This window comes from Mycobacterium sp. 236(2023) (assembly GCF_029623955.1).
GTDB lineage: Bacteria > Actinomycetota > Actinomycetes > Mycobacteriales > Mycobacteriaceae > Mycobacterium.
In genome coordinates, this window is sequence record NZ_JARSBP010000003.1 from 1007031 (window position 1) to 1019473 (window position 12443).

Sequence of the window (12443 nt, forward strand, 5' to 3'; positions counted from 1 at the left end):
TAGTTGAGATACAGGTCACATACCCCGCGTCAGCGCAGGTCACACGGTGAACCCGGGGGAGCGTGCGGTGAACGGTCGGTGGGCGACGACGAGCGGCGGGCTTACGCGCGCGGCATGCGCTCGATGACCATGCCGAGATTCTCCGGTACATGCATGCGCGCGAACGTCTGCGCTACATCGGCAGGCACCGTCGCGCGCGTCAACCGGCTGACGACGATCATCGTCGCGAAGGCCAGCGGCACACTGACCGCCGCGGGATAGCCGATCAACACCGCCGGCCAGCCGCCGAGCACGTCCTCCGAGACGCCCCCCGCGACCGCTACGGTGACCGCCACACCGGACAGCAGCCCTCCGACGGCGAGCCCCCACATGGCACCCTTGGCGGTCAGGCCGCGCCACCAGATGCCCAGCACCAGCAACGGGCACAGCGTCGATGCGGCGACGGCGAACGCGAGGCCGACGCTGCGGGACAACTCCAGGCCGCCAGAGGCTGCCAGCGCCAACGGAATTGGAATCAATCCGCCGACCACCGCCGCCACCCGGAAGTCCCGCACCCGGCCCGGAAGGACGTCAGTGGCCAGCGCCCCGGCGAAACTCACCAGAAGCCCCGACGAGGTGGCCAGGAAGGCGGCGATCGCGCCGGCCGCCACCAGTGCGGCGAGCAACTGCCCGACCGGTCCGGCGATCGCCGATCCCGGCGCCAACAGCACAGCGGCGTCGGCGGTTCCGGTGATCAGCAACTGCGGCACGTAGAGCCTCGAGAAGACCCCCAGCAGCGTCGGAAACAGGTAGAACAGCGACAGCAGTGCGATGACCGCCAGGGCGGTTCGCCGGGCCGCCCGGCCGTCCGGATTGGTGTAGAAGCGGACGAGGACATGCGGCAGCCCCATCGTCCCCAGGAACGTCGCCACCATGATGGACAACACTTGGAACAAGGGATGACCGCCGCCGAGCCCACCGCCCGACGCGATCCAATCACCGCCTGCGCTCGGCGTTCCCGCGACCACGGGAGTGGCTGCCCCGGAGGCGAGGGACAGGGTGCTGCCCGCGCCGAGCGTGTGCTCGCCCGCGGGACCGATCGCTGCATTGTCGACGGGCCGGTCGTCGAGCGTCCCCGTCACCGTGATCCCGGCCGGTTCGGCGACCTGGACGACGACGTCGGTCTCGATCGCCACCGTCGTGTCCTGCTGCACGGTGGGCGGCAGCGGCCCGCCGAGTTCACCGCCGCGGTCGGTCAGGAAGAGGCCGGCCAGCGCGAGCGCGGGGATCGCGACCGCGGTCAGCTTCAACCAGTACTGGAACGCCTGCACGAACGTGATGGAGCGCATGCCTCCCGCCACGACGTTGGTGATAACGATCGCGCCGACAGCGAGCGGACCCAGCCAGACCGGCGTGCCCAGAAGGGTTTTCAGCGCCAGCCCCGCCCCCTGGTATTGCGGCACCAGGTAGAAGATGCACACCACCACGACGACGATCATCGCGACCTTGCGTAACCGTGCGGAGCCGAGGCGGAACTCGGCGAAATCGGGGACGGTGTAGGCGCCCGAACGCCGCAGCGGCGCGGCCACGAACAACAGCAGCCCGAGATAGCCCGCGGTGAAGCCCACCGGATACCACAGTGCGTCCGCTCCGTACTTGGCGATCAGCCCGGCCACCCCGAGAAACGATGCTGCCGAGAGGTATTCGCCGGAGATCGCGGCCGCGTTCCACTGTGAGCCAACGGTGCGTGACGCGACCAGGAAGTCAGATGTGGTGCGGGAGAACCGGACACCGTAGGCGCCGATCGCGACAGTGGCGACAGCAGCCGCGATCAACGCGGCGGCCGTCAACGGGGAGCCTGTCATGGTTCGGCGTCGACGACGCCGACGAAATCGCGCTCACCCTGCTCGGCCAGCCGAACGTAGAACCAACCGATGCCGTACAGCAACGGATACACCAGCCCGGCGAGGACAAGCCAGTTCAGCCGGATGCCGAACAGGGTGATCGCGGCGAGGTCCGGGAACACCGCGTTCAACAGCGGGATGGCGCCGATCAACACGACGACCACAGCCGCGAGCCGCAACGCCAGACCGAGCTGCGCGCGCACCAGGCCACGCACCAGCGCATCGCCCACCTGAGTCTGCTCCTGCACCTCGACGCGGGTGCGGACGATCCGAGCACCGCGCCGGTGGGCCAGGACCACCCGCTGACGTTGCGGACGTTCACCGCTCGTCATCGGCGCTCCCCGCCGGCCGCAGACTGCGCATCGGGTTGCGCACCAAGCGGTCTCGCAGCTCCCGCGCCTGCCGCCGGCTCACGGGAAGTTCGACCGCCGGGGACGAGCCGTTGGCCCGCAGCCGCACCAGCACCGCACCTTCGGCGGTGCGCAACCCGGTGACGAGTCGCAGCGCCACCAGATACGAGCGGTGCACGCGCTGGAAACCGTGGTCGCGCCAGCGGGTTTCGAGCGTGCTGAGCGGGATGCGCACCAGGTGCGAGCCAGATGCGGAATGAAGCCGGGCGTAGTCTCCTTCGGCTTCGATCCAACCGATGCTGTCGCGTGGCACGAGGTGGGTGACGCCGCCGAGTTCGGCCGGGACGACGTCGGACTCCGGTTCCTGCTCTTCGGTGGGCGCCGGTGCCACCTGGGTCGTGACGACGCGGCGGATCGCCTCGTCGAGACGATGCTCGCGGATCGGCTTGAGCAGATAGTCGACCGCGCCGACGTCGAACGCGGCGACGGCCTTGTCGTCGTGGGCGGTGACGAACACGATCGCGGGTCGGTGGGCGTAGTTCGCGAGTACGCCGGCCAGCTCGATCCCGGACAGGCCAGGCATGTTGATGTCGAGGAACACCGCGTCGATAGTGCGCAGATTGAGTTCTCGCAGTGCCGAAGTCGCGTCGCCGGCGCGAAACACGTCGCCGATGCACGGATGCCTGCCGAGAAGATAAGCGAGCTCGTCGAGAGCAGGCGCCTCGTCGTCCACGGCGAGCACCGTCAGCAGCTTCGTCACTGCTCGCTCACCCGAACCCACCTCCGCTTGCCCGCACACCCGACCGGAATTTCGGCACCCGCATGACGACCTTGGTGCCGGCTCCGATCGCGGTCTCGACCACCAGACCGTAATTGTTGCCGAATGCCGCGCGCAGCCGATGGTCGACATTCGTCAGCCCGACGTGCGCACCGGCGCCGTCGGGCACGGGTGCGCCGTCGGACAGTGCGTCGCTGGGTCCGGACCGCAGCGCGTCGGGATCCATTCCCACACCGTCGTCCTCGACGGTGATGACGCAGTCGGACCCTTCGTCGCGGGCGATCAGTTCGATCGAACCGCTGCCGCGGCCGGCGAACCCGTGGCGCACCGCGTTCTCGACGAGGGGCTGCAGCGCGAGGAACGGGACGACGACGTTGAGCACCTCAGGCGCGACCCGCAGCGTCACCTTCAGCGCCGTCCCGAATCGGGCGCGCTCCAGCGTCAGATAGCGGTCGATGTTGCGCAGTTCGTCGGCCAGCGTGGTGAATTGCCCTGCGGCGCGGAACGAGTAGCGGGTGAAGTCGGCGAATTCGAGGATGAGCTCGCGGGCCCGGTCGGGATCGGTGCGCACGAACGACGCGATGGTGTTGAGCGCGTTGTAGATGAAGTGCGGGCTGATCTGAGCGCGCAACGCGAGGACTTCGGCGCGGTCGAGGCGCGCCCGGGACGCGTCGAGTTCGGCGAGTTCGATCTGGCTGGCGGCGTACCGCGCGACTTCGCCGACGGCGCCGAGCATTCCGGGGCCGGGGGAGCGGGTGGTGACGATGACGAGGACACCGAGCATGTCGCCGGCCTCGTTGAGCATGGGCTGACCGACGACCACGGACGTCCTGGCGTGCGTCATCACCCGCCGCTCCCCGGAGATCGACTGACGCGCGGCATGACCGCAGGCGTCGAGCAGGTCGTCGGTCCACACGTCGTCGCCGCCCGGATCCCGCGCCAGCAGTTGACCGTCGCCGTCGAACACCGCCAGGCCGTCGCTGCCGGTCAGTCCGCGCAGGAACGGCGCGGACGTGTGCGCCGAATCGGTGTTGAGGCCCTGGCGCAGTTCGCGGGCCGCGAGCGACGCGGTGTGCAGCGCGGTGTGCACGGCGCGTTCGGTGGGGGTCGCGACGACGCGCCGGGTGCGCACGGCGAGGACGACGGCGGCGACGGCAAGGAGGATCAGGGCGGCGGTCAGAGCGATCGCGAGCTCGCCGGACATCTGTTTCTGCTCCTCGCGTGCGGGTGGCCCTACCCTACGGCGTGAATGAGGAGCTTTCTGCTACTGGATCGGGCAGGTTGTAGCCACAACCGCAACGAGCGGCGCAATCACACGTCTCATAGATCCATCCCCCCAGGACATCTCCATCGTCAAGGTCTTCACGGTCGCACATCGAGGGGGCAGCCACTGTCAAAACCGTCGACGTCGACGGTGGTCGGCCGTCCTAAACTGACCTCGTGGCGAAACTTCAGTTAGTTCAGGAACCTGCGGCAGACGCGCTGCTGGAGGCAAACCCGTTCGCACTGCTGACGGGCATGCTTCTCGATCAGCAGATCCCCATGGAAGTCGCCTTCGGCGGGCCGAAGAAGATCGCCGACCGCATCGGCAGCTGCGACGCCGCGGTGATCGCCGACTACGACGCCGACGCGTTCGCCGAGTTGTTCGCGCAAACGCCTGCGGTGCACCGCTTTCCGGGCTCGATGGCCAAGCGGGTGCAGGCCCTGGCTCAGGTGATCGTCGACGAGTACGACGGAGACGTGACCGCGTTGTGGACCGACGGCGCCGACGGTGCCGAGGTGTTGCGCCGCCTCAAGGCGCTGCCCGGTTTCGGTGAGCAGAAGGCCAAGATCTTCCTCGCGCTGCTCGGCAAGCAGTACGGCGTCACCCCGAAGGGCTGGCGTGCCGCGGCCGGCGACTACGGCAAGGCCGGCACGCACATGTCGGTGGCCGACGTGAAGGATCCGGGCTCGCTGCAAAAGGTGCGGACGTACAAGAAGGAAGCAAAGGCGGCCGCCAAAGCCGCCAAAGCCGCCAAGGCCTGAGCCGATGCGACGAGAGTGCGGTCAGATCGCCGAAAGCGTCCGCGTCACGCTCTGTGCGCACTCTCGGTGTGGCCCTTGTCGAGCGACGCCAGGTCGGTCAGCACCTTTGCGACGACGCGGCCCGTCGACGTCGCGGTGTCGAGGCCGTTCTGCAGGCAGCGCAGCGTGATTCCGCGGGTCGTGAGGTCGGCCACGGTCTGTGTCACCTCGGACACGGACCGGCCCAACCGCTCCAGCGCCACCACCACGACGACGTCGCCCGAGCGGGCATAGCTGAGCAGGGCCACGAGGCCGGCACGCATCTTATCCGCCGAGCCCGCTGTCTTGTCGGTGAAGATCCGTCGCGGATCGACGCCCGCGGCGGCCAGTTCGGTGAGTTGCTCGTCGAGGTCTCCGCAGCCGCCGACGGCCGTCGCGTAACCCAACGTCACCGTCACCTCTTCAAGGTCTCACGCGACCGGGGTGCCGTCACAGAGACTCGCCGTCGAAAGTTATAGGTAGTAGGTAACCAAGGGAGGCGCCGTGCCGACGACGGACCAGCTGACGCTCGAGGAAAAAGCAGCACTGTTGTGCGGCCGCGATTTCTGGAGCACCGCCCTCGTCGAACGCGTCGGTGTGCCATCGATCGTTCTGACCGACGGGCCGCACGGGGTCCGTCTGCAAGACGGTTCGCCGGACCATCTCGGCCTGCACGACAGCCGCCCCGCAACGTGCTTCCCACCAGCCGTCGCGGTGGGCAGCAGCTGGAATCCCGACGTCGCAGAACGTGTCGGGTCGGCGGTCGGCAGGCAGGCCCGGGCGCTGGGCGTACACGTGGCGCTGGGACCGGGGGTGAACATCAAACGCTCGCCCCTGTGTGGACGCAATTTCGAGTATTACTCGGAGGATCCGCTGCTGACCGGAGTGCTCGCCGCCGCACATGTCCGGGGACAGCAGCAACACGGTGTCGGCGCATCGGTGAAACATTTCGCCGCCAACAACCAGGAGACCGACCGCATGCGCGTCAGCGCCGACGTCGACGAGCGCACGTTGCGGGAAATCTACTTTCCTGCCTTCGAGCGCGTTGTCGCCGACGCGCGACCTGCGACGGTGATGTGTTCCTACAACAAGGTCAACGGCGTCCTCGCGTCCGAGAATCGTTGGCTGCTCACCGACGTGCTGCGCGATCAGTGGGGGTTCGCCGGAGCGGTGGTCTCGGACTGGGGAGCTGTGCGTGACCCGGTCGCCGCGCTGCGCGCCGGACTGGATCTGCAGATGCCTGCGACGGGCGGAGCGAGCGCGCGGCGCATCGTCGCCGCCGTGCAGGCAGGTGACCTCGACGAGTCGGTCGTCGATACAGCTGTCGAGCGGCTCTTGACGCTGACGGCCTTGGCGGGCGCCGCTGGTGTCGAGGTCGATTTCGACGCCGACCACGCGTTGGCCCGCGAACTTGCTGCCGAGTGTGCGGTCCTGCTCAAGAACGACGACGACACGTTGCCGCTCGCCGTCGACGTGCGTATCGCGGTGGTCGGGGAGTTCGCCCGGACGCCGCGATTCCAGGGCGGCGGCAGTTCACACATCAACGCCACACAGATCGACGCGGCTCTCGATGCGATCCGTGAATTGTCGTCGGGGAGCGTCGAATTCGCGCCCGGCTTCACCTTGGACGGGTCCGGCGACGCGGACGCGATGGTCGACGACGCAGTGGCGGTCGCTCGCCGCGCCGACGTCGCTGTCGTGTTCGCCGGGCTGGCAGAGACCGATGAGTCCGAGGGCTTCGACCGCGACGGGATCTCGTTGCCGGACAACCAGATCGCGCTGATCCGCGCCGTCGCCGCCGTCGCGCCGCGAACTGTGGTGGTGCTGTCCAACGGTGGCGTGGTCTCGCTGGAACCCTGGCATGACGACGTCGACTCGATACTCGAAGGGTTCCTGCTCGGCCAGGCGGGCGGCAGTGCGCTGGCCGATCTGCTGTTCGGCGTGGCCAATCCGTCCGGGCGGCTCGCCGAGGCCATTCCGGTGCGGCTGGCCGACACCGCCAGCTATGTGAACTTCCCCGGCGAGCAGGGGCATGTCCGCTACGGCGAGGGTGTGATGGTGGGCTACCGGTGGCACGAGACCGTCGGTCTGCCGGCGCGTTACCCCTTCGGACACGGGTTGTCCTACAGCACGTTCGACGTCGATGCGCTCCGCGTGGAGGTCACCGGTGCGGACACCGTGCGCGCGTCGGTGACCGTCGCCAACACAGGCGGCCGTGCGGGACGCCACGTCGTCCAGGTCTATGTGTCGACGTCGGCCGGCCCCGTTCGCCGGCCGCGGCGCGAGTTGCGCGCCTTCGCGAAGCTGCACTTTGAATACGGTGAAAAGCAAACTGCGACAATAGAATTGGATCGACAGGCGTTCGCCTACTGGGACGTCCAACGCAACGGGTGGGTCGTCGCGCCCGGTGAGTACACCGTGCAGGTGTGTGAGAACGCCGCGACCGTGACCGTTGAAGAAACGGTCACGCTCCACGGTGATCACCTGGTCGACGCGCTCACCATGGAATCGACGGTCGAACAGTGGTTCAGCCACCCCGTCGTCGGCCCCGCGTTGCTCGCCGAGTTCGCCCCCGGGGCCGACGCCTCAGAGCAGGCGCCCGACATGCTCCGAATGGTCGGGTCCATGCCGATGAGAACGGTCGTCGGCATGCTCGGGGATGCGGCTCCGGTTGCCAAGCTGGAGCGGATGGCCGAACTCAGTCGCCGAGAGACTCGCCGTCGAACTTCTCCCGGGTGACGAACTCCGAGACCGGTTTGCGGGTCAACGTGCCGACCTGATGCTGGGGTTTGCCCAGCGGCAGCACCGCCGCGACGGCGAAGTCGTCGGGGATGCCGAGCAGAGCCTTCACCCGTGGCTCCTCGGCAACCGCCATCGTGGTCAGCACCCCGCCGAACCCTTCGTTGCGCGCGGCGAGCAGCACGTTCCACACGAACGGATACACCGACGCGCCGGCAATGACGCCGATGCGGTCGAGATCCTGATCGAATGCGGCCACCACATTGAGGTCCACGCACACCACGAGGACGACGGCCGACGTCAGCAGCGGGGTCGACAACTCCGCGGGCACCTCGGTGGCGGCCAGCTCGTCGGGCGTTACCCGCATGGGCTGCACCGGATTCCACGGCCCCTCGCCGTTGCGCTTCTGGGCGATGTAGCGGCGTGCACCCGTCGTGCACAGCGCGCCGAGGGCTTCTCGCGTCCCGTGGTCACGCACCGCGATGACGTGCACACCCTGGCGATTGCCGCCGCTGGGCGCGAACCGGGCGTTGTCGAGGATGCGCTCGAGGACGTCGTCGGGCAGCGGGTCGGCGGTGAACCGCCGGACCGCGCCGGTCGTCCGCATCACGTCGTAGATGTCCATGTTGACGATCTTGTCCCATGGCACGGCGGGCGCTGTGCCAGAGTGAACTTATGAAGACTCATCTCAACTGCCCCTGCGGCGAAGCGATCACCGGCAAGGACGAGGAAGACCTCGTCGAGAAGGCTCAGGCGCACCTGTCCGAGGTGCACCCCGGCCGCGACTACGACCGCGACGCCATCCTGTTCATGGCCTACTGACCCCATTCGCCGAACTGGGATTCCCGGTCGTGAATCGCCACTGATTCACAACCGGGAATCCCAGTTCGGCGTCAAGCAGGGTCAGGGGACGACGGTCGAGCCGATCGTCGGCATGAACTGGCATTGCTTCTCGGTCGTGGTGACCTGCCCGAAGATCGTCGACATGATGCTGCCCGATCCCGTGTCGGCGATCGCGGTCAGTGTCGTCGGACCGTTCGGGTTCAGGTCGGGGCGCGGCTTGAGCGTGACGCTGCCCGACTTACCCGTCGTCAGGTTCACCCACGTGGCGTTGAGCGGGAGCTTCTGCTCCGCCGCGGGGCCGGGCGTGCCCATCGCCGTGAACACATAGGCGGTCTGGCCGGGGCCGGGGCCCGGCAGCGGGATCGTCGCCGGACCCGCCACCGAGATCGCGGCCGCAAGAACGTTGCCGCCGTCGGGCAGGCAGCCGTTGCTGATCGACGGATACAGGAAGTCCTGCGTAACGGGAGCATCGGGGCCGAGACCGCCCGGGGCGGCCGCGGGAGCCGGAGCGGGAGCCGCGGCGGGATCAACCGGAGCGACCGGCGCCGCAACAGGGGTCACCGGCGTGGCGACCTCGGGCGACGCTTCCGGACCGGGCGCCGGACCGGTGCCGGGAGCCGGGACGACAGCCGCGGGGGCATGCTCCAACGGCAGCGCCTCCGGCACGGGGCCGACGGCGTTTGCGGGGTTGATGCCGGCAGGCAAGTGGGCCTCCGTCCCAGGTACCGCACCGGCGGCTGGGACATGCGCGACGGGCTGCGCGACGAACGTGTTGACCGCCGACGCGACATCACGGGAGGGCTGCGGTGCAGCCATGTTTCCCGCGAATGCCGCGGCGGCGGCCATCAACATCGATGCCGCATTGGTGGGATCGGATGCCGCCTGCTGGATCACCGGACCCAGGCTCTGCATCGCGGGCAGGCCGGGAGCCATTGCGCCGTCGAGCGGCAGCGGTGCGGGCAGCGGCGCTGCCGGTTCGGCGTGAGCAACTCCGGTCACGCCGACCGTGAGCAACGCAGCGGATGTGCACACCGCCAGTGCAGTCTTGAGCCGGGTCGTTGACATGATCCCCCAATACGTCGGTGGTTCAGTGGAATTCAGTTGGTCGGGGTCGGTTAACGCGTCACGGAAGAGCCGCAAGCGGGGTGAACACCGGCGGGACCGCCAGCGGCGCGGCGGGAGCGGCGGCCGGCGCTGCGGCGACCGGTGCCGTCGCTGCGGTGGGCAGCAGACCCGCCAGCGGGTTGCCGGCAGGCATCAAGCCCGCGAGTCCGAGCTGATCGGTCAGGCTGGCCAGCGGTGACGTGGCCGCGGTCGACGTGGTGTTGGCGACGGGCACCGTGGTGACGTTTCCGCCGCCGATCGGAGTCGCCCCGGGAAGTGTCGAGCCGGGCACGGTCGACGCGGGCACGACGCCCGCGGGAAGCATGTCTGCGGGCAAGTTGATCGACGCGGTGGCGCCCGGGCCCGAGACCGGGGTTGCCGGCGTGGTGCTCGCCGTGGCCGGCGGAGTCGTGGTGGCGTTGCCCATCATGTTGGCGAAGCCCTGCATCAACTGCGTGGCGGCAGCCGGGTTGGCCAGCTGCTGAAGGAAGGGCAGCCCCGGAATTTCCGGCGTGGGGGCGGGAGCCGGAGCAGGCTGTGCGGACGCCGTGGCGCTGAACGCCACCGCCGCAGACACCGCCCCAGCCGCGGCGATCATGGTTGTTGCGAACAGTTTCCGGGTGCGGTGCATCAGAGAACTCCCAATCGTCGGTCGGCCTGAAATGACATCGATGTCATGCCTGAACCCGAAGCTAGCCTGTTACTAGAGTTACTCAAGTGACACTTGTGGCATTTATGGAACCGTTACTGAGGTGAAGGCAGATGGTGACCGCTCGCTAGAGTCAGGCGAATAGACACCACCGAATCTGTGCCGCCGACAAGGGGAGCCCGTCTGGCGCGCATCGCGCCCGCGCTCCTGATCCTCAGCATTGCCGCCCGTCTGGCATGGACGTACCTGGTGCCCAACGGTGCGAACTTCGTCGACCTGCACGTCTACGTCGGCGGCGCCGCCGAACTCGACGGTCCCGGCACGCTCTACGAATACGTCTACGGCGAGCAGACCCCCGACTTCCCCCTGCCGTTCACCTATCCACCGTTCGCCGCTGTGGTGTTCTTCCCGCTGCATCTCCTGCCGTTCGGCGTGGTGGCGTTCGCCTGGCAGGTCGGCATCATCGCCGCGCTGTACGGCGTGGTGCGGATGAGTCAGCGGCTACTCGGTCAGGACGACCGGCGTGTCGCGATGCTGTGGACGGCCGTCGGCATCTGGACCGAACCGCTGCGCAGCACCTTCGACTACGGCCAGATCAACGTCCTCCTGGTGCTCGCGATCCTGTACGCGGTCTACACGTCGAAGTGGTGGTTGTCGGGTCTGCTCGTCGGGCTCGCCGCCGGCGTCAAGCTCACACCCGCCGTCGCGGGCCTCTATTTCGTCGGGGCACGCCGCTGGGCCGCGGTGTTGTTCTCCGCCGCCGTTTTAATCCTGACGATCGGCGTGTCGGCCATTTTTGTCAGCGGACAGACGCGGTACTACTTCACCGAGCTACTGGGCGACGCCGACCGCGTCGGCCCGGTGGGCACGTCGTTCAATCAATCGTGGCGCGGCGGCATCTCGCGAATCCTGGGCCACGACGCGGGGCTGGGCCCGGCCGTGCTGATCGGGATCGCGGCGACGGCCGTGCTCGCCGTGCTGGCCTGGCGCGCCATCGATGGCGCCGAGGACCGCCTCGGCGGGATCGTCGTGGTGCAACTGTTCGGGCTGTTGCTGTCCCCGATCTCCTGGACGCATCACTGGGTGTGGCTGATCCCGCTGATGATCTGGCTGCTGCACGGTCCGCTGCGGGCCGAGGTGGGGGCGCGGGTGCTGGGATGGGGCTGGTTGCTGCTCGTGCTCGTCGGGGTGCCGTGGCTGCTCAGCTTCGCCCAGCCGACGATATGGGTGATCCCGCGGCCCTGGTATCTCGCGTGGGCAGGTCTGATCTACATCGTCGCCACGTTGGCGACGCTCGCGTGGATCGCTATCCGAGGATCCCGTCGATATCGCGAGCCATCTCCACGTCCTTCTCCGTGATCCCGTCCTCGGAGTGCGTCACCAGAGCGAAAGTCACTGTCCGCCAACGGATATCGATATCCGGGTGATGGTCTTTGCTCTCGGCGTGCTCGCCGACGCGGCGCACCGCGTCGATGCCGTCGAGGAACGCCGGGAATTCGACCGATCGGCGTATCGCCCCGTCTTTGCGCTCCCAGCCATCGAGATCCGGCAGTGCGGCGTCCACTTGTTCATCCGTTAACACAGCCATGGTCTTGAAGGTATACCGTCTGGCCGGATGTCAAACCTGATCGTGGTCGCGGGTGCGCTGATCGAGAGCGGTGCGCTGCTCGTCGCGCAGCGCAACCGCCCGCCGGAGCTCGCCGGGTTGTGGGAACTGCCCGGCGGCAAGGTCGCGCCGGGGGAGAGCGACGAAACGGCCCTGACGCGGGAACTCCACGAGGAACTCGGCGTACACGTGACCGTCGGCGCGCGCCTGGGCGCCGACGTCGCGCTCAGTCCGACGACGACGTTACGCGCCTACGTCGTCACCCGCGTCGCGGGCGAGGTGACGCCCCACGACCACCGCGCGCTGCGGTGGGTGCGCGCCGACGAACTCGACGCGCTCGCCTGGGTGCCCGCGGACCGGGCGTGGCTGCCCGACCTGGCGGCGGTCCTGGGTGGGGGCTGATCGCCGAGGGCAAGCCGGCAGGCCGTCGCCCAACCACTCGTCGCGC

The 12443-nt window shown here is 68.4% G+C and carries 14 protein-coding genes; 5 read left to right on the forward strand and 9 right to left on the reverse strand.

Annotated elements, in window-relative coordinates; all coding sequences use genetic code 11:
* Window positions 1–101: 101 nt before the first annotated feature.
* From P9A17_RS16210 to P9A17_RS16225, 4 genes are read right to left on the reverse strand one after another with little or no spacing between them, the layout of a single operon-like run.
* The gene (locus P9A17_RS16210) at window positions 102–1844 is read right to left on the reverse strand and encodes a cation acetate symporter (protein WP_278039648.1); all 1743 of its coding nucleotides are present in this window, start codon (window positions 1842–1844) and stop codon (window positions 102–104) included.
* The gene (locus tag P9A17_RS16215; protein WP_278039649.1) at window positions 1841–2215 is read right to left on the reverse strand and encodes a hypothetical protein; all 375 of its coding nucleotides are present in this window, start codon (window positions 2213–2215) and stop codon (window positions 1841–1843) included. Before P9A17_RS16215 ends, P9A17_RS16210 begins: the two co-directional genes overlap by 4 nt.
* On the reverse strand, window positions 2202–2993 hold the full coding sequence (locus P9A17_RS16220) for a LytTR family DNA-binding domain-containing protein (protein ID WP_278039650.1): 792 nt from the start codon (window positions 2991–2993) through the stop codon (window positions 2202–2204). The genes P9A17_RS16215 and P9A17_RS16220 overlap by 14 nt, the downstream gene beginning before the upstream one ends.
* Before the next feature lie 7 nt (window positions 2994–3000).
* Window positions 3001–4215: a histidine kinase gene (locus tag P9A17_RS16225; protein ID WP_278039651.1), complete on the reverse strand. Its 1215-nt coding sequence runs from the start codon at window positions 4213–4215 to the stop codon at window positions 3001–3003.
* Between the two features lie 236 nt (window positions 4216–4451).
* On the opposite strand from P9A17_RS16225, the gene P9A17_RS16230 reads away from it, so the two are divergent.
* Window positions 4452–5036, forward strand: coding sequence for an HhH-GPD-type base excision DNA repair protein (locus tag P9A17_RS16230; RefSeq protein WP_278039652.1), 585 nt, complete (start codon window positions 4452–4454; stop codon window positions 5034–5036).
* A 44-nt stretch (window positions 5037–5080) separates the two neighbouring features.
* On the opposite strand, the gene P9A17_RS16235 is transcribed toward P9A17_RS16230, so the two are convergent.
* Window positions 5081–5473, reverse strand: coding sequence for a recombinase family protein (locus P9A17_RS16235; protein ID WP_278039653.1), 393 nt, complete (start codon window positions 5471–5473; stop codon window positions 5081–5083).
* An 85-nt stretch (window positions 5474–5558) separates the two neighbouring features.
* On the opposite strand from P9A17_RS16235, the gene P9A17_RS16240 reads away from it, so the two are divergent.
* Window positions 5559–7793 carry a glycoside hydrolase family 3 C-terminal domain-containing protein gene (locus P9A17_RS16240; protein WP_278039654.1) on the forward strand — a complete coding sequence of 745 codons (2235 nt, stop codon included), beginning with the start codon at window positions 5559–5561 and terminating at the stop codon, window positions 7791–7793.
* Here the strand turns inward: P9A17_RS16240 and P9A17_RS16245 are convergent.
* Window positions 7753–8418 carry a nitroreductase family protein gene (locus P9A17_RS16245; protein WP_278039882.1) on the reverse strand — a complete coding sequence of 222 codons (666 nt, stop codon included), beginning with the start codon at window positions 8416–8418 and terminating at the stop codon, window positions 7753–7755. The two genes, P9A17_RS16240 and P9A17_RS16245, sit on opposite strands and share 41 nt — an antisense overlap.
* Window positions 8419–8468: 50 nt before the next feature.
* Between P9A17_RS16245 and P9A17_RS16250 the strand changes: the two genes are divergently transcribed.
* Complete coding sequence (locus P9A17_RS16250) at window positions 8469–8615, forward strand: DUF1059 domain-containing protein (protein ID WP_011893038.1); 147 nt, start codon at window positions 8469–8471, stop codon at window positions 8613–8615.
* Window positions 8616–8696: 81 nt separating this feature from the next.
* Here the strand turns inward: P9A17_RS16250 and P9A17_RS16255 are convergent, their stop codons facing one another.
* Together P9A17_RS16255 and P9A17_RS16260 are read right to left on the reverse strand one after the other, a co-directional pair.
* Window positions 8697–9701 (reverse strand): hypothetical protein, encoded by a 1005-nt coding sequence (locus P9A17_RS16255; RefSeq protein ID WP_278039655.1) that lies wholly within the window; start codon window positions 9699–9701, stop codon window positions 8697–8699.
* Between the two features lie 58 nt (window positions 9702–9759).
* Window positions 9760–10371, reverse strand: a complete 612-nt coding sequence (locus tag P9A17_RS16260; protein ID WP_278039656.1) for a hypothetical protein — start codon at window positions 10369–10371, stop codon at window positions 9760–9762.
* A 177-nt stretch (window positions 10372–10548) separates the two neighbouring features.
* Between P9A17_RS16260 and P9A17_RS16265 the strand changes: the two genes are divergently transcribed.
* Window positions 10549–11748 carry a mannosyltransferase gene (locus P9A17_RS16265; protein ID WP_278039657.1) on the forward strand — a complete coding sequence of 400 codons (1200 nt, stop codon included), beginning with the start codon at window positions 10549–10551 and terminating at the stop codon, window positions 11746–11748.
* Here the strand turns inward: P9A17_RS16265 and P9A17_RS16270 are convergent.
* Complete coding sequence (locus tag P9A17_RS16270; RefSeq protein WP_278039658.1) at window positions 11696–11977, reverse strand: 4a-hydroxytetrahydrobiopterin dehydratase; 282 nt, start codon at window positions 11975–11977, stop codon at window positions 11696–11698. The genes P9A17_RS16265 and P9A17_RS16270 overlap by 53 nt on opposite strands.
* Window positions 11978–12004: 27 nt before the next feature.
* On the opposite strand from P9A17_RS16270, the gene P9A17_RS16275 reads away from it, so the two are divergent.
* Window positions 12005–12397 (forward strand): (deoxy)nucleoside triphosphate pyrophosphohydrolase, encoded by a 393-nt coding sequence (locus P9A17_RS16275; RefSeq protein ID WP_278039659.1) that lies wholly within the window; start codon window positions 12005–12007, stop codon window positions 12395–12397.
* The last annotated feature ends 46 nt before the right edge of the window (window positions 12398–12443 follow it).